Raw genomic sequence first — 18,171 nt, forward strand, 5'->3', positions numbered from 1 at the left:
CGGACTGCACCTGCGCGGTCACCGCGCTGCACCAACTGCCGATACAGTGCACGTTGACCTAACTCGACATAAGCTGAGGCGGCACCATGACGACCGTGCAGCGATGGAGCGGTCAGGAGAGCAGGACCCTCCGCCATGCCCTCCGCATGAGCATCCGCGACTTCGCGTCACACCTCGGCGTGGCCGAGCGGACGGTGTCCAAGTGGGAAGCCGGCGGAGCTGGCGTCACTCCACGCCCTGAGATGCAATCTGCCCTCGACACCACGCTGGGCAAAGCTCCGGCGGAGGCGCGGGACCGCTTCACGGCCGCACTGCGAGCCGAAACACCATTCCCCACCGACACGCCTGACGTGCCGGTCAGCGACGCGACACAACTCGGTGACCTCGTCGCCGTCTTTTCCAGCCGATCAGAGTTCTCCGCCCGGATCTCACCCGACCATCTTTTGGGCGGCGCGAAGGCGGTTCGCGCTGTCGGACTCTCGCTCAACCTGCTTGCTCAGGGCTTCGCCGACAGCCAGTGGCGTAACCTTCTCGACTCAGGTGGACGGGCCCGCTGCCTGTTCCTCGACCCCGCAGGGTCGGCCGTCCAGGCACGCGAGGCAGAGGAAGGCTTCTCGCCAGGTCAGCTCTCCGGCCTGACCAAGCTGAACATCGAGACGTTGATGCGGGTCCGGGAGCGGCTGCCGGAAGGGCTACGTGACCGCCTGGAGTTGGCCGTCTACGACGACACGCTCCGTTTCAACGTGGTCCTGGCAGATGACCTCTGTGTCGCGCAGCCGTACCTGCCGGTGAGTCGAGGGGTCGATTCCCCGACGTTCGTCGTCAGACGCCAGGAGGACCGGGCCTGCCTGTATCCGATCTTCGAGCAGTTCTTCGAGGCGCAGTGGCAGCGCGGGCGGCGGTTGTGAGCGACTACCGACACCTGCTTCCGGTGGCGGAGGAGGCAGTGGCACGGGCAGCCGAGATGATGCGGCACCGCTCCCCCGGCGCCCTCACCGCCAAAGGTGAGAGGGACTTCGCGTCGCAGCTCGACTACGAGATCGAGCGGGAAGTTCGTGCCTTCCTCCAGGCCGCCACTCCGGAAATCGGCTTCCTCGGCGAGGAAGACGGGGTCCAGGGCACCGGCGAGATGCAGTGGGTGCTCGACCCGATCGACGGGACGGCCAACTTCGTACGCGGCATTCCGCTGTGCGCGGTGTCGCTGGGGCTGTTGCACGGGGATGACGCAGTCCTCGGCGTCATAGAGGTGCCGTTTCTGAGGAACCGGTACGTCGCCGCCCGTGGCGACGGCGCGACAGTCGACGGGAAAGCCATCCGGGTAAGCGACACCAGCAGGCTGAGCGACGCAGTGGTGGCAATCGGTGACTATGCCGTGGGGTCGGACGCAGCCGTCAAGAACCAGGCGCGTCTCGCTTTGACGGCACGGCTGGCCGAGGCGGTGCAGCGGGTGCGGATGACCGGGACCGCCGCGCTGGACCTGGCCTGGCTGGCCGAAGGCCGGATCGACGCGGCACTTACCCTGTCCAACCATCCGTGGGACATGACGGGCGGAACAGCGATCGCCCGGGAAGCGGGTGCCATCGTCGTCGACCGCGACGGAAGCAATCACTGCCCTCGATCCTCGGTAACCCTCGGCCTCACTCCCAGTTTAGCCGAACATATGCTGACGCTGGTTGGTGCAGCCTGTCCGGGTGACTGGTCGTCGGTCCCGTCACCCGGGAACGCCGTCACGTTTGCACGACGGCAAAAGTGACGTCCGCCGCCGGGCAAACGAAGATCAGCTCCTTTTCGCCAGCGATACCCTACTGACAAATCACGCATCATACCGACTAAAAGCAGCTCGAAGGCTACGGTAGTCGCCAGCGGCAAAAGCGCCAGAACCGCCCACATCCAGCCACCCGAACTACCTTGCCCGAACTGAAAGGAACTGCGCCGCAAGTGGGCTATAGTATTCCCAAAGCGCGCTAATGCCGCGCGAAGGAGGATCGTTCGGGTCTAACACTCCTCCGTGTATTTGATTGCGATAGCGTACGATCTTTCTGAACGAAGCCACGTCCTGAGCAGCGCGATGGGGTGCCAGCACTATCACCATCGCACAGAAGCTGAAAACCAAATTTCGATCCGGGTCGCGCCCGTCATCCCTCGATGGCCAAATAAGCTCATGGACAGGACTTTCTTGATCGCCTGGCGCCCCCACAATAGACAACGCTCGAAGCAGGTCTGGTCGACCAGCCTTGGCAATCGCTTTAGAAATAACTTCAATACCTGCAAATTGCCACAGAAACCTTCGAAACGAATCTTCTTCCGCTGCAGCCAACGAATGCCACCGACCAACAGTGGCAAGCTTATCTCTGATATCCCTGGAAACTGAAGACGGCAGCAGCAGTCCCTGCATCCTTTCAACGAGCGAAGTCGAGTCAGACCTACGCACAACAGCCACTGCCCCCATGCCGAACGTTGGAACAGCGCATGGTCGATCACGGTCATACTCCAGCCACCGCAAACTACCCTTCCAACGATGAAACAGCAAGTCACCACCCATCTCAGCCAAAAGCGCCCCAAGCAAAAATTGGGCCACCTCGACGCCGCCTGAATAATGATCAGATAGCACCCGTTCAGCCGAGTTCAGATCGTACCAGCAATAGCGATAGGCGCTCCGCAACGGATCTAAATCAACTTCAACTGACCTCCATACCTCAATGGAGGTAAAAGCTCTTTCGTTGTCATCCCACGGAGCTGCAAGCGCATGATTGGCAGCCGCGTCAGCAATGAGCTGGTCTCTTGCCGCGAATGGGTCTTGCGCATTCACCCAAGGGCGAGGCCCAGTGGCAAACACCCCAGACAAGAGCGCATCAAAAAGCGCTGGGGTTGACGTCACGTGTTCTCGAACTCGCGCCGAAATAGCACCGACAGTTACTCGATAGCTCCACCCATCAACTGAACCTTCTTGATCGAAGATCACGTCCGGCCGATCACCGAACGTATCGTCACTACCCAACAGCAGAGCGGCATGAAATGTGACCGTCAACTCAACCATCCATAATCACAAACAGAATGATGCTCGCGCTATCTCATAATCAAGTACAGGACGAGTCGATTGAACCATTCGCACGCAGACCTTCTACCAACAAATCTAGTCGCGTTACTTGCTCCACAAGACCCCGAATTTACCGACGATCGAAGCATGATCGAGTGCATCCAACTCGTCATGTCGCGTATCGAGCCTGGGCACGCTAACCTCCACCCTCATGAAAGAGCCTGAGTCGGGCATCTACGACCACCTGATCACAGGCCAACTCGCCACCCAACTCCACCATCTCGACCCGGCCCACGTCCAGCACCATCCCCTGGACCCCGCCGACGCCCATCACCCCCTCACCCACCACCTCGCCGCCCTGATCAGCCGTGCCCTGCAAGCCGTTCCCAACGGCGACGACAAGCTGCGCCACCAGGTCGAGCTGACCAACCGGATCGCCGAGGCCATCGCCACCCTCAGCCCTGCCGCGACCGACCAGCACGACCAGATCGCCGACGCCAGAAACCTCCTGCACGCCATCGCAGCCCCACCCACACCTCCGGCGCAGCCGACCTTCCCGCAGCGCCCCACCACCCCGCTCTCCACCGGCGCGCTGCTGGTCAACGGCAAGCACCAGCCGCGCATCGGTCACGAGGTCAACCACGAGATGGCCTCGGCGCAACACGTCGACCTGCTGTGCGCGTTCATCAAGTGGTACGGCCTGCGCATCGTCGAACCGGCGATTCGGGAGCTGATCCGGCGCGGGGGCACACTGCGGGTCATCACCACCACCTACCTGGGCGCGACCGACCAACGCGCCCTCGACCGGCTCGCCGAACTCGGGGCCGACATCAAGGTCTCCTACGAGACCAGGACAACCCGGCTGCACGCCAAGGCGTGGCTGTTCCGCCGTCACCACGGGCTGACCACCGCGTACGTCGGGTCGAGCAACCTGTCGAAAGCCGCGCTGGTCGACGGGGTGGAGTGGAACGTCCGGATCTCGAACGTCGAGCAGCCGCACGTCATCGACACGTTCACCGCCACGTTCGAGGACTACTGGAACGACCCGGCGTTCGAGACCTACGACCCGGGTAGGGACGCCGACCGGTTGCGGCGGGCGTTGAGCGGGGAACGCCGCACCGACGAACCGACGCAGATCGCCAACCTGGACGTGCGGCCGTACCCGTACCAGGCGGAGATCCTGGCCGACCTGGACGCCGAACGGCAGGTGCACGGCCGGCACCGCAACCTGGTGGTGATGGCGACCGGCACCGGCAAGACGGTGGTGGCGGCGCTGGACTACCGGCGGCTACACAGAAACAGGACCGTCGACTCGTTGCTGTTCGTCGCCCACCAGGAGCAGATCCTCCGGCAGAGCCTGTCGACGTTCCGGCAGGTCATGGGGGACGGCAGCTTCGGCGAGACCCTGGTGGCCGGCCAGGTGCCGACGCACTGGACGCACGTCTTCGCCTCCGTCCAGTCGCTGCACCGGCGGGAGATCGACCCGCAGGCGTACGACATGGTGATCGTCGACGAGTTCCACCACGCGGAAGCGCCGACGTACGCCCGGTTGTTGGAGCGGCTTGCTCCGCGCGTACTGCTGGGGCTCACCGCGACGCCCGACCGGGCCGACGGCGGCGACGTGCGGCGGTGGTTCGACGGCCGCGCGGCCGTGGAGCTGCACCTGTGGGAGGCGCTGGAGCGGCAACTGCTCGCGCCGTTCCAATACTTCGGGGTGCACGACGACACGGATCTGTCACACCTGCGCTGGCGGCGCGGCCAGGGGTACGACCTGGCGGATCTCGACGACGTCTACACCGGTGACGACGCACGGGCGCGAATCATCCTCCGGGCCGTTCGGGACACCGTGGACACCGATCGGTTGCGGGCGCTCGGGTTCTGCGTGGGCATCGGGCACGCCGAGTTCATGGCGGACTGGTTCACCAGGCACGGCGTACCGTCGGCGGCGGTGACCTCGCGGGTCGACCGGGCGGAGCGCGACCGGCTGCTGCGGGAGTTCAAGGCCGGGACGCTGCGGGTGCTGTTCACGGTCGACCTGTTCAACGAGGGGGTCGACCTGCCGATGGTCGACACGATTCTGATGCTGCGGCCCACCGAGAGCGCCACCATCTTCCTCCAGCAGTTGGGCCGTGGGCTGCGCCTCGACGACGACAAGCCGTGCCTGACCGTGCTCGACTTCATCGGCGGGCAGCACGCCAACTTCCGGTTCGACCTGCGCTGGCGGGCGCTGACCGGGGTCACCCGCCGGGCCGTCAAAGCCGCCGTCGAGCAGGACTTTCCGTCGCTGCCCAGCGGCTGCCACGTGCAGCTCGACCGGGTCGCCAAGGAGATCGTGCTCGACAACCTGCGCACCGCGCTGCCCACCTCGAAGCGGGGACTGGTGGCCGAGCTGCGGCAGCTCGGTGACGTCAGCCTCGCCGAATTCCTGCGGGAGACCGGCCTGGAGGTCGAGGACGTCTACCGGTCGGCGTCGGTCGGCGGGTGGACCGGGCTGCGGCGGCTCGCCGGCCTCGACACCTCCGCACCCGGCCCGGCCGACCGCGAGTTGGGCCGGGCCATCGGCCGGATGCTGCACCTGGACGACGTCGACCGGCTCGACCTGCTGGCCCGGGTCGCCGCCGGTGACCCGCCGCCGGCCGGGCGGCTGTGGAACATGCTGCACTTCGACCTGTGGGGGCCGCAGGTGCCGCTGACCGCCCGGGAGGAACGGCTCAAGTGGCTGTGGGCGGAGCCGGCCCGCTGCGCCGAGTTGCGTCAGGTCGCCGAGGTGCTGCGGGAGCGCATCCACCGGGTCACCGCGCCGGTCGGCGTGCTGCGGGTGCACGCCCGGTACAGCCGCAACGAGGCGTGCGCGGCGTTCGGCATGACCAACCCCGGATCGTTGCGGGAAGGGGTGAAGTGGCTGGAGGCCGAGCAGGCGGACCTGTTCTTCGTCACCCTGGTCAAGTCGGAGCAGCACTACTCCCCCACCACCATGTACGCCGACCGGGCGATCACCGAGCGGCTGTTCCAGTGGGAGTCGCAGAGCACCACCTCGGAGTCGTCCCCTACCGGTCAGCGGTACGTCCACCACGCGGCACGGGGTTCGACGGTGCACCTGTTCGTGCGGGAGACCCGGGTGCCGGATCGGGACCTCGGCGCACCGGCCTACCTGTACGCCGGCCCGATGACCTACCGGCAGCACAGCGGGGAACGGCCGATGCGGATCGTCTGGGAGTTGGCGACCCCGCTGCCCGCCGACCTGTACGCGGCGGCCCGCACCATCGCCGCCTGAGGGACGATGACAGATCCTCTGGTGGCGGAGGACCCATGGATGGTCTGCCTCGTACGGCTGGGGGAACGTCGTCGGCACCGGGCGCCCACACCCGTGGCGAGGTGGGCTGCCCGGTACCCAGCCCGAATCAGCTGTGTTGCGCCCGCTCGAAGAGTGGGCGGGTGATCGCCGTGCTGAACTGCGGCCCCACCAGGTAACGCTTCCCCGGAATGTAGCCGTGGGAGTTGTCGCCGACGACGGTGCCGAGCCCGGTGTGCCGGTCGAAGTTCGTGAGTCGCGGGCCGCCGCTGGAGCCGCCGCCCATCACGCATGCGGTGCCCCACTGGCCGGGCGGCTCCGGCCAGTCCTCGGTCGACTGCTGCTCCACCGCCCGGCCGGCGCAGTAGGCGAGTCGCTCACCGGTGTATTCCGGCAGCCCCTCGCGGGCCTCGTCGGAACTGGCCCGGGGGTAGCCGAACTGGTGCACCACCCGCGCGCCCGGCACGTCGTAGCCGATCCGCTGGGCGACGCCGACCGCGTCCTGCACCCGGCGTCCGTCGCTGTTCGGGTGGAGCACCACGAACGCCTGGTCGTACGAGTCGTACAGGCTCTCGATCTGGTCGTTGAGCAGCCACGTCGACGGGGCCACCGACAGCCGGCCGACGAACCTGCCGTACGGCGCCCGGCCGTCGGTGTAGCCGGGGACGAACAGCACGTTGGCCGACCACTGATTGTCCTCACCGATCAGGTCGGTGTTGTTGACGCAGTGCGCGGCGGTCACCACCGTGCTGCGGTTGGCGCTGTCCAGCACCGTCGCCGTGCAGCTGGCGTCCTCGCCGTGGTCGGTGAAGAAGAGCCTGCCGACGGTACGCGACACGGCGTTGGCCCGCGTCCAGGGTGCGCCGTCGGGCTTCGCCACGGGCGGCACCTGCGCCGACGGGGTCTTCAGAGCCGCAATCCGCTGCGGCGTCCAGTACGCCAGCACCGCCTGCCGCTCGGCGGCGGTGCCGGCCACGACGTGGGTGGCGACCGGGCCGGGCGTGGCGGTGGCGGGCTGCTGGGCGAGCCCGGTCAGAGTCGCCGTCACGAGCGCGGTGACCGCTCCCGCGACGCCGACGCGTTTACGCAGGCCAAAGGCTGTCTTCGAGGTCATGGCGGGGAGCGTAGGGCGGGAATGTCAGGAAATCGTTGGCGAGTTGCCGGGAGCCGTACCGACCCTGGGGCTGCCCACGATGACCCGGGCTGATCCGACGCACCACTGTTCGACACGCACGTCGGACGATGTCGCCGCCAGCAGCACGCGCCGGGGGTTGATCAGGCCGCATCGGCGTTCGGCGCGAACCTGACTTCCAGCCGCATGTCGAGAGCACCGGCCAATCGTTCCAGGACGGGCAGAGTGGGCATTGTGCCGCCAGCCTCGAACCGCGCCACGGCGGACTGCGTCATCCCGGCGGCTCGCGCCAACTGACTCTGGCTCCAGCCGCCGCGCTCGCGCAGGTGCCGAACCTCCTGGCCCAGCTCGAAAGCGATCCTGGTCGCCTCATACGCCTCGGCCGCTCCAGGCTCAGCCAGTCGACGGTCGCGCAGATCGTTCCAGTCGACGCGATCACTCATCGTTCTGCCCCCTCGTTCACGATGTGCCGCTCCGCCATGCACCGCTCAAGCGCCCGGCGAGCCCGCAGGATCTCCCGGCCATAGCATTGATGCTATAAGCCGAGGTAAATCACACGCCGTCAGCGACGACCGCGTGTCGCGTTACGTGTCCCGCTCGACGTGACTGCGGGGAGGGGCGTCAGCCGGAAGCGGTCGTCAGAACGAGGACGCCTCCGCGGTCCGGCTCCCTCCGATGCCCAACTCCTCGATGAGCTGCCACAGCGGCGTCAGCGCCGCCTCCGGGTCCCGGCTGAACACGCTCCCACGGATCCGGACGAACACGCAGTTGCCGACCCGTTCCAGCACCGCCTGCCGGCGCATGTCGCTCTCCCACTGCTCCGGCCCGTGGTAGGCGTCCCCGTCGCACTCGATCGCCAGCCGCCGCCCGTCCGGCGCGGGCAGCACGAAGTCGATCCGGTACGAGCCCACCCGGAACTGCGGCAACGGCCGCAGGCCCCGGCGCAGCATGCGGCGCAGCACCTCGCGTTCGAAGTCGCTGTCGCAGCGCCGTTCCAGGTCGTCGTACGCCTCCTCGGCGGTGGTGACGTTCTGGCAGTAGCGCAGCAGCAGGCCCCGGGCGTCGTCGGGGCGCAGGTCGTCGGGTTGCACCGAGTGGAACACCCAGAGCTGGTCGCGGGCCCGGGAGGCGGCGACGTTGACCCGGCGGTGGTGGTCGCGTTTGGTGAAGGGGGCGACCGGCCCGTGGTGCGGGGAGACGACCGTCGACACCAGCACCACGTCGCGTTCGTCGCCCTGGAAGGTGTACGGGTCGCCGACGCGCAGCCGGCGGCGTTCCATCTCCTCCTCGCCGATCTCCTCACGCAGCCGGGCCAGCAGGTAGAGGGCCTGCCCGCTGGTGCTGAGCAGGCTGACCACGCCGATGCTGCGGCCCGCGTACGCCGGGTCGGCGACGATCGCGGCGACCCGGACGACGAGGGCTTCGGCCTCGGCGACGTTGACGTTGCCGTACGTGGGCAGGTCCTGGCGGACGCCTTCGGGCACGTGCACGGCGACGACCGGGTCGCCGATGCCGGCGGGCCGGTCGGTGCGCAGCGGTTCGATCTCGCCGCCGTAGTAGGTGTCGCTGGAGAACCCGATGATCGCCGGTACGGACCGGAAGTGCTCGGTGAGCAGGATGCGCTCGGGCGAGCGGCGGACCGCGTGGTCGTAGAGGCTGCTCTCCGGGTCGAAGTGCTCAGCCGAGGGCACGTCGACCAGGTGTGAGTTGATCAGGCCGGTGACGCTGCCGACGAAGGAGAGCTGCGGGCCGATCTGCTGGTCGTCGCCGACCACGACGGCCCGTTCGGCGAGGGTGAGGACGGGCAGGGCGAACAGGTCGGCCTGCGACGCCTCGTCGACGATGACCACGTCGAAGCGCGCGCCCCCGGCGAACTGTTCGATGGCCCGGTCGACGGACATCACCCACACGGGCACGGCGTCCACGGCGGCGGTCATCGCCTTCTGGGCGTGGGCCTGCCACTGGGCCGCGTTCTTCCCCGTCCCCTTGCCGATCTTGCGCAGGGCGGTGGTCCAGTCGGCGAGGGCGGCCCGCCGCCGGTCGTCCAGCGCCAGCGACACCTCCAACCAGGCGGAGGCGACCACGAGTTCCCGGGTGAGCTGGCGGATGCGTTCCCGGGTGCGGTCGACGCGCCGGCCCAGGGCGACCGGGTCGACACTGCCGACGACCTGGTCGAACCAGGTCTGCGCGCGCCGCCACCGCCACCGGTCGAGGCAGTCCGCGCCGGTGCCGTGCAGGGCGACGGCGGTCCCGTCCTCGAGCTGGGCGGTCCAGTCCGGGGCGACGGGCCGCAGCCGCGCGGTGAGCTGGGCGAAGCGTTGCGCCTCGGGGCGCAGGGCGGCGAGCCGGCGTACCTCGTCGAGCAGGGCGTCCCAGCCGTCGAGGTCACCCTGGTAGGCGTGGTCGAGCAGCCGCCACAGGTCGCTGGCGTCCACCCCGGACATGCCGCGTTGGAGCAGCGCGTCTAGCCGGTGCTCCTCGGCCACCAGCTCGTCGTGGACGAACACCGCCGTGGCCCGGCCGAGCAGGGCGATCAGCGCGGTCAGCCGGCGTACGTCGACGGTGTGCTCGGCGCGCGGCAGCACCCGGCGGACGGTGCGCAGCAGCGTCGGCCAGCGCCGCCGGTCCCAGTCCAGGGCGGTGGCGGCGGCGGTGAGCAGCCGGCCCGTCCAGTATTCCGGTTCGTCGCCGACCCCGGCGGGCAGGCCGAGCGGCGCGCGCCACTCCGCCCACCGGATGGCCAGCGCCTGCCGCAGCCGACGCCGGGTGACGTACGCGACGACGATGTCGACGTCGTCGGCGCTGCGCAGCACCTCGCCGTCGATCCGGCAGTCGGTGGCGATCCGGGCCAGGGTGCCCTGGAAGAGCTTGCTGACGCCCTTGCCGGCGGCGAAGCGTTGCCGCAGCTCGTCGAGCAGGGCCAGGAGCCGGCGCGGTTCGGTCAGGTGGACCTCGGCGACGTCGACCTCGTGCCCGGCGATGACCCGGGCGGCGGCGGCCAGGTCGGCGAGCGCCTGTTGGCTGGCGGCGACGTGGTCCTCCCACCGGATCCGCCAGTTGGCGTCGGCCTGCAACAGCGCGCCGAGCCGATCGGTCCACGCGCCCTCCCGCTCGGTGAGCAGGGTCAGCGCCTCCCGGAGCTGCCCGCCGAGCTCCTCCAGGGCGGGCTGCCCGACGGCGCGTACCTCGGCGACCAGCACCCCGGCGTCGGCGAGCCGGTCCAGTTCGTGCCGGGTCGCGGCCAGCTCCCGGCGGTCGTCCCGGATCGCCTCGGCGGTCGGCAGGTCGGCCGCCGTCGGCAACTCCCGCAGCGCCTGCGCCCGGTCGGCGCGTCGGGTACGCCGGGCGATGTCGAGCAGGTCGCTGAACTCCTCCCCGCTCAGCGGGGCGTCCAGGTCGGGGGCCAGCGGGTCGGGGATGTCGCCGTAGCGGTCGGCCCGTTCACGCAGCCACCCGCCGACGTCGCCGGGGGACAGCCGGACGCCGTCGATCTCGTACCGGGCGGATTCGTGTTCGGCGAGGGCGCGCAGGCCGGCCAGGGCGAGCCCGAGGTCCCGCTCGGCCTCCTCCAGTTGCCGGCGCAGCCGGTCGACCCGCTGCTGTTCGGCACGACGGTCCAGGGTGGCGCCCCGGTCGGAAAGTTCCCGGGCGGCGAGCTGGAGTTGCACGAGCTGGTCGGCGGAGCGGCCGAGCACGGCCAGGCAGAGCGGCTGGATCTCCGGCGGCAGGCCGTCGCGCAGCACCCGCAGCGGATCCTCCTTCTGGGCGACGACGAGCACCCGCTTGCCGTGCGCCATCAGGTGGCAGATCAGGTTGCGGATGGTGTGCGTCTTGCCGGTGCCGGGTGGCCCCTGCACGGCGACGTTGCGGTGCTGGGCGAGCCGGCGGGCGATGGACTCCTGCGCCTCGTTGGTGGGCAGCGGCATGAGCAGCCGCTCCCCCAGCGGCTGCCACCGCTGCGGCTGGTCCTGCGGCATCTCCAGCCGGCTCGGCTCGTGGGCGAGGACGGCGGCGAGCGCGCCGATGCCCGTGGTGTCGCCGGCCAGCAGCCGGGCCCGCAGCTCCTCCAGGAAGCGGCGCAGCATCCGCTGCCGGGGCCGCACGAACAGCACCCCGGTGTCGTGCACGTACCCGCCGGTGGGGGCGGGGGCGTCGGCGTCGCGCAGCACCGGGTCGTGGCCGAGGCGACGCAACGCCCGTTCGAAGAACTCCCGCCTGTCGAACTCCGCCCAGACGTCGAGGTCGAGCTGCCCGCCGGCCCCGGCCAGGGCCAGCAGTTGCCGCAGGTACCGTTCGTCGAGGCCGGTCAGCGGGTCGGTCTGCAACCGGGCCGGCCCCTGCGGCACCACCCGCACGACCGACCGGTCCGGGTCGTACTCGACGGCGACCGGGGTCACCACCAGCGGATACCGCACCTGGTGGCCGGCGACCTCGGTGTGGATGACGCCGTGGCCCCAGACGAGTTCGTGGCTGGCGGCGGTCATGTCGACCCGGTGCATCAGGTCGAACAGGGCGCGGTGCAGCTGGCGTACCCGCTCGGTGCGGGCGGCCTGCTCGGCCCAGGGCCGCCAGTCCTGCTCCCGCCACTGCTCGAAGCGGGTTCGCAGCCGCGCGATGGTCTCCTCGTCGCCGGTCAGCCTCGGCTCGGCCGGGTAGGGCGGGGTGTCGGCGAGGTGCGGGACCAGCTCCACCGGGGCCTTGAGCCGACCCGGGGTCGCCGGCAGGCCGACCTGGAGCCAGCTCACCCCGTCGGCCGAGACGCCCACCTGGCAGTCCGGGTGCTCGGGCAGGTCGTGCTGCCAGAACACGTCCGCTGTGGGCACCGCGCGGGCCGGCTTCTCCAGCTGGGCGCGCACGGCCATCAGGTAGTCGACCAGCGCGGTGGTGCGCTCCAGGATCAGCGCGGGCGATTCGATGTCGGACGTGGCGCGGGAGAGCATGCGGCACCTTTGCTGGCTGTGGGGGTCCCCGGCACCCTACCGGCGAATTCCTCCCGGACGGGACCTCCGGTCGGCATTCTTCACCTCCGGCGGCGGTCAGCCGGTTTCGGCGCTCGCCCGCGCCAGGTTCTCCGGCAGGTCCTCGACGTGGTAGACCCGCTCGCTCGGCTCGATGCCGGCGAGGAACATCGCGTACACCGCCGCCATCCGCAGCCACGCCACCGGCCGCAGCAGCGCCACCGCCCGTTCCGGCCGGCAGCCCGGCACGTCGGCCCGCCAGCGGGCACACCAGTCGGCGACGAGCGCGGCGGCCGGCGCGGCGGGCAGTTGCTCGGTCAGCCGGAGAATGTCGAAGGCCGGGTGGCCGACGAACGCGTCGCCCCAGTCGATGATGGTGTGTCGCCGCCCGTCGGCGCGGACGTTGCCGGGGTGCAGGTCACCGTGCACGAGGGTGTCGGGCAGCCCGCACCGGGTCACCTCGTCGAGGCGCGTCCCGACGTCGGCGAGCTGCCGGTGCGCCGGGTGCGGGGCGAGCATCGCGCGCAGCCACCGGGCCAGGGCTGCGCCGCGCAGGTCCGGCACCCCGGCGGCGACGAGCCGGTCGACGGCGGGCAGCGTGCGGAGCTGGAGGGCGTGGTGCCGGGCGGCGATGGCGGCCCGTTCGGCGGGGTCGGCACCGTAGCGGTCCTCCCCCGGCACGTGGTCGAGCAGCATCCGCCCCTCGTCGTCGGCGGCGAGCAGCCTCGGGGTGGCCGGGTCGTCGGCCAGCAGCCGCAGCACCGCCGCCTCGTGCCGGAAGAACACCGGCACCTGTTTGAGCCAGGCGGTGCCGTGCGGCCCGTCGAGCCGCCAGACCGCCGACAGGTTCCAGGTGCGCTCCTGGGCCGCCCCGGTCACCGGCCGGCCCAGCCGGTCGAGCTGCGCGGCGGCCCAGGCCAGGCTCGCCGCCGGCCCGCCCGGCTGCGCGTAGGGTGCGCGCAGCGGGTGCGCCGCCGGCTCCACCGCCTCCGCCGGCAGCAACGGTACGCGCACCGGGCCGGCCGCCTCCGCCAGGTAGCTGACGTGGCCCCCGGGTGGCCGGCCGCGCCGCCCGGCGAGCAGCCGCAGCACCGTCACCTCGACGCCGTACGCGGTGCGGGCCCCCTCGACGACCGCAGCCGCGTCCTGCCACCAGGGCACCGGCACGTCGAAGTCGGGTAGCGCGCCGAGCGTCCGGCCGGTGGCGTCGACCAGGACGAGACGGACGGTGCGGACCATGGCCGGACGGTAACGAGCCGTCCGGCCGGCGCGCGAGCGAATACCGGTGGTCAGCTCTCCGACGCGGCGGCGAGGATCGCGTCGAGACCCCGGACGAAGAGGTCGTCGTCGCTCCACCGGCCGTCGTCGAGGTGACCGGAGGCGGTGAGGGTGGGGTAGGCGGCGGCGTTGGCCTCAAGGTGCCGGCGGGCTTCGACGCGGGCCCCGGGGTCGTCGGTCTGCCGCCAGGTGGCTTCGGTGAGCGCCGCGCCGATCACGTAGTTGGCCACCAGCCGGGTCACCACGGCCAGGTGCCGGCCGGTGAGCCCGGCGCGGACCAGCGCGGCCTGGAGGAACTCCGTCCGGGCGAGGACGTGCGGGCCGAGCATGGGGCGGCCGATCAGGCCGGGTGCCCAGGGGTGGCGGAGCATGGCCGCCCGCCACCCGGAGGTCAGCGTGCGGACGTCGGCGCGCCAGTCGGGGCCGGCGGCCGGCAGCGGCACCTCGCCGAAGATGTGGTCGACCGCCAGGTCGAGAACGTCGTCCCGGGTCGCGACGTGCCAGTAGAGGGCGGTGGGGGTGACCGCGAGGAGTTCGGCCAGCCGGCGCATGGTCAGACCGTCGACGCCGGTGCGGTCGAGCAGGTCGACGGCCGCCGTCACGATCCGTTCCCGGGTCAGCGGGGTGGTCCGGCGGTTGCGGGCCGGCTCCGTCCGCAGCCAGATGGGGGCGGGCCGGCCGGCCCGTCGGCCATTGAATTCGGTCGCGTCCACCCGCAGCAGCCTAGTACCGTGCACATTTAACTTAACGCTGTTAGATTAAGGACCATCGGCCGCGTCCCCGGTGGACGGTGGGTGCTCGCGGAAGGGCGGTGGCGACCGTGCCGCTGATGCGCATACAACTGGACAGCGACAGGTACACCGCACGCCGGGTGGTGGAACTGCACCGGGCCGGGAAGGTGCACCGCGAATCCCGGGACGCCGCCCGCGCCGAGGTGTGGCGGCGGGGGCGCACCCCCGCCGCGGAACCCGTCTTCGTCGGCACCACCAACGGCGAGCCCGTCCGGCTCATCTACGACGTCGAGGTCTACCGGGACGTCGTCGCGTAGACCCCCGCCGGGCGGTCAGCGGACCGGGTCGTGGGTGCCCCGCGGGACGCCCGGCCGGCAACGGCGCAACCGGTCCGCCGCCATGCGCCCTCCGACGGCCAGGCCGTACCGCTCGACGGCGGCCAGCCCGTACGCGCTGCACGTCGGGGTGTAACGGCACCGGCCCGGCCAGCGGTGCGACAACCACCGCCGGTAGCCGAGGATCGCCGCCCGGCCCGCCCGGTCCACCACCGGCGCCCGGCTCACCCGGGCCGCGCCCGCGCCGAGGGTGAGCAGCAGGGAGAACAGGCCGAAGTCACAGCAGGGCAGGCCGTCACAGCCGTCGCAACCGTCGCAGTCGGCGTCACACCAGTCACGCTTCTTCTTGCGCTGCTTACGCTTGAAATGGATCACGCCGTACATGATGCGACGGCCCCGCCAGCCCCGCTTTCAGGCCGGTGGGCCGAGGAAGCGGTGTGGGACCGGGCCTGACACCGCTACTTCGCACCAACCGCGAGGAACAGCCCGGGGTCTAGCGGTGGACGGTACGGCGGACGCCGTCGTGGCCGGCGCACGGCTTCGGCCGGCCACCGGTCAGGCTGACCGCGCCGTCGCGGCACAGCACCAGGTAACCGCGCCCGGCCCAGAACTGTGGCACGCAGTCGAACCAGTCGCAGATCCGGTGGTCGGGTTCCCTGACACGTTCGCCGCCGCAGTAGTCGTACCCCATCGGGTTCGCCGGCGCCCCGCAGCGCCGCTCCCGCACCACGGACGGTGACGGGGATGGCGGTGGCGGCCCGGTACGCGGCCGGGTGACGCCCGGACCGGGCGCGGCGGTGGCCGCCGCCGCCACCTCGGGGGTGACCGGCGGATCGGACTCGACCAGCACCGCCGACACCACCAGGGTCAGCGCGGCGGCCACCGCGACGGTCCGCCGACCGCCGGGGACGCGGGCACTGATCCGGGCCTGCGCGGGGGTGGCGATCGCCGGCCGGAACGGCGCGCTCTCGGCGTGCAGGGCGATCAGCTCGTCGAGCTGGGCGAGGACGGCGGGCCGCTGCTCGATGGCGTCGGCGAAGGCCAGGGTGAGCACGAACCGGAACTCGGCCGCCGCGCCCGGCGGCAGCAGCACGCCGGAGGTCTGCCGCCGGTCCAGCACCTGGATCAGGGTGACCGGGGCCGCCGGGTCGTGCAGCAACCCGGTCATCCTCCCGTACGCCCAGTCGCGCCGGCCACGCCCGCCGAGCAGCACCAGCCGACGGTTGGTGACCACCGCGATCCCGGCGTCGGTGGCCCGGACCCCGTCGGGCAGCCGGTGGCGCAGCGGCCCCGGCTCCGCCTCGACGACCAGGTCGGGGGCGGGTAGTACGGTGGTGTGCCGGACCTCGACCAGCTGCGCGCCGGGCACCGTCGCGAGGACCGCCTCGCCGGGGCCCAACGCCAACGGCAGGCCGACCCCGGCCGCCGCGGTGCCCTCCAGGCCGACGGCGAGGGCCCGTAGCCGCCGCAGTTCGTCGTCGCGGCGTCGCCAGGCCCGCTCGACGGTGCGGTAGGCCCGCCGTCGTCGTTCGTTCTGCTGACGTGCCCAGGTGTAGCGCCAGGTGGAACCCGTCGAATCAGTCATCGCCACGCCGACCCCTCCGCCGTGCGAGCCACCAACCGGGGTGTTCACCCGGCTCAACGGCAGGAACAAGACCGGCGGACCCGGCATTAGGGATTTACCACCCGATCGGGGGATGGAAATCCGTCGGAACACGACGAACCGCACGCCCGCTCACCTTCCGGTTCTCCGCCGTGCGGGGCGCTGCCGACGTCGGTAACGTCAGCCGCAGCCGGGCCGCGACGCCCGCACCGCCGATGCGAGGGGGACCCGTGACCGGTCCGGACCACCGCCGCCGCGTGGTGCTCGGCGTCGACATCGGCACCACCAGCACCAAGACCGTGGCGTACGACACCGACGGCCACCAGCTCGCCAGCCACTCCGTCGGCTACCCCCTCGACGAGCCGCACCCCGGCTACGCCGAGCAGGACCCGCAGCTCATCTTCGACGCGGTGGTGGAGACCATCCGCACCGTCGTCACCGAACTGGGCGACGGCATCGCCGGCCTGTCGTTCAGCACCGCCATGCACAGCCTGATCGGCCTCGCCCCGGACGGCGCACCACTCACCCCGTCGGTGACCTGGGCCGACTCCCGGGCCAGCAGCCAGGCCGAACGGCTGCGCGCCGCCCCGTGGGGGCTGGCCCTGCACCGGCGCACCGGCACCCCCGTGCACCCGATGGCCCCGCTGCCGAAGATCCTCTGGTACGCCGAGCAGGAACCGAAGCTGCACGAACGGGTCGCCCACTGGGTCGGCATCAAGGACTACGTGCTGCTGCGGCTGACCGGCACGCTGGTCACCGACCACTCGGTCGCCTCGGCCACCGGCCTGATGGACATCCACCAGCTCCGCTGGGACGCCCAGGCGTTGCGCGTCGCCGCGATCACCGGGGAGCAGCTCCCCCGGCTCGTGCCCACCACCACCGTGCTGCCGGGGCTGACCGCCCGCGCCGCCATCGCCACCGGCCTGCCCGCCGACACCCCCGTCGTGGTCGGCGCGGGCGACGGCCCGCTGGCCAACCTGGGCCTCGGCGCGGTACGCCCCGGCGTCGTCGCCTGCTCCATCGGCACCTCCGGGGCGATGCGGGTGGCCGTCGAACGTCCCGCCGTCGACCCGCTCGGCGGGGTGTTCTGCTATGCGCTCACCGAGGACCGGTGGGTCGTCGGCGGGGCGATCAACAACGGCGGGATCGTGCTCCAGTGGGCCGGCGACACCCTCGCCCCCGAGTTCGGCGAGCACGGCGAGGAGGAACTGCTCGCGCTGGCCGCCACCGCCCCGGTCGGCTCCGGCGGGCTGATCATGCTGCCGTACCTGCTCAGCGAGCGCGCCCCGCACTGGAGCGCGCTGCCGCGCGGGGCGTACGTCGGGCTGACCCACGGGCACCGCCGCGAGCACCTCGTCCGGGCCGCGCTGGAGGGGGTCTGCCAGCAGCTCGCCCTGGTGCTGGCGTCGGTCCGGGCGGCCGGCAACGAGGTCCGCGAGGTGCGGGCCAGCGGCGGCTTCGCCCGCAGCCCGCTGTGGCGGCAGATGCTCGCCGACGCGCTCGGCATGCCGGTGCGGTTCCCCGCCGGCCACGAGGGCTCCAGCTTCGGCGCGGCACTGCTGGGCATGCAGGCCCTCGGCCTGATCGACTCCATCGACGTCGCCGCCGACCTGGTCCGCATCGACGAGACGGTACGCCCCGAACCGGCCTCCGCCGCCACCTACGCCGCCCTGCTCCCCCTGCACTCCGAGCTGTACGACGCACTGGTGCCCACCTTCGCGTCGCTGCGCCGGCTGGCCCCCAGCCTGCCGGCGGAGCCACCACCCACCCCCGCACCCATGTGACCGCCCGCCCCACGTCGGGTC

13 protein-coding genes are annotated in these 18,171 nt (G+C 71.1%); 5 read left to right on the top strand and 8 right to left on the bottom strand.

Going from position 1 to position 18,171, the window contains the following annotated elements:
• Window positions 1-146 precede the first annotated feature (146 nt).
• Together ACN260_RS24130 and ACN260_RS24135 are read left to right on the top strand one after the other, a co-directional pair.
• Window positions 147-908, top strand: coding sequence for a DUF5919 domain-containing protein (locus ACN260_RS24130; protein ID WP_422753183.1), 762 nt, complete (start codon window positions 147-149; stop codon window positions 906-908).
• A complete protein-coding gene (locus ACN260_RS24135) occupies window positions 905-1,753 on the top strand; it encodes an inositol monophosphatase family protein (protein ID WP_422753184.1) in 849 nt (282 codons plus the stop codon). Before ACN260_RS24130 ends, ACN260_RS24135 begins: the two co-directional genes overlap by 4 nt.
• 150 nt (window positions 1,754-1,903) lie before the next feature.
• Here ACN260_RS24135 and ACN260_RS24140 read toward each other — a convergent pair whose 3' ends face one another.
• A complete protein-coding gene (locus ACN260_RS24140; RefSeq protein ID WP_422753185.1) occupies window positions 1,904-3,037 on the bottom strand; it encodes a hypothetical protein in 1,134 nt (377 codons plus the stop codon).
• Window positions 3,038-3,248: 211 nt separating this feature from the next.
• On the opposite strand from ACN260_RS24140, the gene ACN260_RS24145 reads away from it, so the two are divergent.
• The gene (locus tag ACN260_RS24145) at window positions 3,249-6,311 is read left to right on the top strand and encodes a DUF3427 domain-containing protein (RefSeq protein ID WP_422753186.1); all 3,063 of its coding nucleotides are present in this window, start codon (window positions 3,249-3,251) and stop codon (window positions 6,309-6,311) included.
• Between the two features lie 127 nt (window positions 6,312-6,438).
• Here the strand turns inward: ACN260_RS24145 and ACN260_RS24150 are convergent, their stop codons facing one another.
• The 5 genes from ACN260_RS24150 to ACN260_RS24170 form a co-directional block, all read right to left on the bottom strand.
• A complete protein-coding gene (locus tag ACN260_RS24150) occupies window positions 6,439-7,443 on the bottom strand; it encodes a trypsin-like serine peptidase (protein WP_422753187.1) in 1,005 nt (334 codons plus the stop codon).
• A 161-nt stretch (window positions 7,444-7,604) separates the two neighbouring features.
• Window positions 7,605-7,904 carry a helix-turn-helix domain-containing protein gene (locus ACN260_RS24155; RefSeq protein ID WP_422753188.1) on the bottom strand — a complete coding sequence of 100 codons (300 nt, stop codon included), beginning with the start codon at window positions 7,902-7,904 and terminating at the stop codon, window positions 7,605-7,607.
• A 195-nt stretch (window positions 7,905-8,099) separates the two neighbouring features.
• Window positions 8,100-12,401: an AAA domain-containing protein gene (locus ACN260_RS24160; protein WP_422753189.1), complete on the bottom strand. Its 4,302-nt coding sequence runs from the start codon at window positions 12,399-12,401 to the stop codon at window positions 8,100-8,102.
• 96 nt (window positions 12,402-12,497) lie between these two features.
• Window positions 12,498-13,658 carry a phosphotransferase family protein gene (locus tag ACN260_RS24165; protein ID WP_422753190.1) on the bottom strand — a complete coding sequence of 387 codons (1,161 nt, stop codon included), beginning with the start codon at window positions 13,656-13,658 and terminating at the stop codon, window positions 12,498-12,500.
• Window positions 13,659-13,708: 50 nt separating this feature from the next.
• Complete coding sequence (locus ACN260_RS24170) at window positions 13,709-14,410, bottom strand: TetR/AcrR family transcriptional regulator C-terminal domain-containing protein (RefSeq protein WP_422753191.1); 702 nt, start codon at window positions 14,408-14,410, stop codon at window positions 13,709-13,711.
• A gap of 116 nt (window positions 14,411-14,526) precedes the next feature.
• Between ACN260_RS24170 and ACN260_RS24175 the strand changes: the two genes are divergently transcribed.
• On the top strand, window positions 14,527-14,745 hold the full coding sequence (locus ACN260_RS24175; RefSeq protein WP_232378507.1) for a hypothetical protein: 219 nt from the start codon (window positions 14,527-14,529) through the stop codon (window positions 14,743-14,745).
• A gap of 15 nt (window positions 14,746-14,760) precedes the next feature.
• Here the strand turns inward: ACN260_RS24175 and yidD are convergent, their stop codons facing one another.
• Window positions 14,761-15,147, bottom strand: coding sequence for a membrane protein insertion efficiency factor YidD (yidD, locus tag ACN260_RS24180; protein ID WP_422753192.1), 387 nt, complete (start codon window positions 15,145-15,147; stop codon window positions 14,761-14,763).
• A 109-nt stretch (window positions 15,148-15,256) separates the two neighbouring features.
• Window positions 15,257-16,354, bottom strand: a complete 1,098-nt coding sequence (locus ACN260_RS24185; protein ID WP_422753193.1) for a hypothetical protein — start codon at window positions 16,352-16,354, stop codon at window positions 15,257-15,259.
• Window positions 16,355-16,596: 242 nt separating this feature from the next.
• Between ACN260_RS24185 and ACN260_RS24190 the strand changes: the two genes are divergently transcribed.
• The gene (locus ACN260_RS24190; RefSeq protein WP_422753194.1) at window positions 16,597-18,150 is read left to right on the top strand and encodes a gluconokinase; all 1,554 of its coding nucleotides are present in this window, start codon (window positions 16,597-16,599) and stop codon (window positions 18,148-18,150) included.
• Window positions 18,151-18,171 lie beyond the last annotated feature (21 nt).

The organism is Micromonospora sp. WMMD708, assembly GCF_049315245.1.
Classification (GTDB): Bacteria; Actinomycetota; Actinomycetes; order Mycobacteriales; family Micromonosporaceae; genus Micromonospora; species Micromonospora wenchangensis.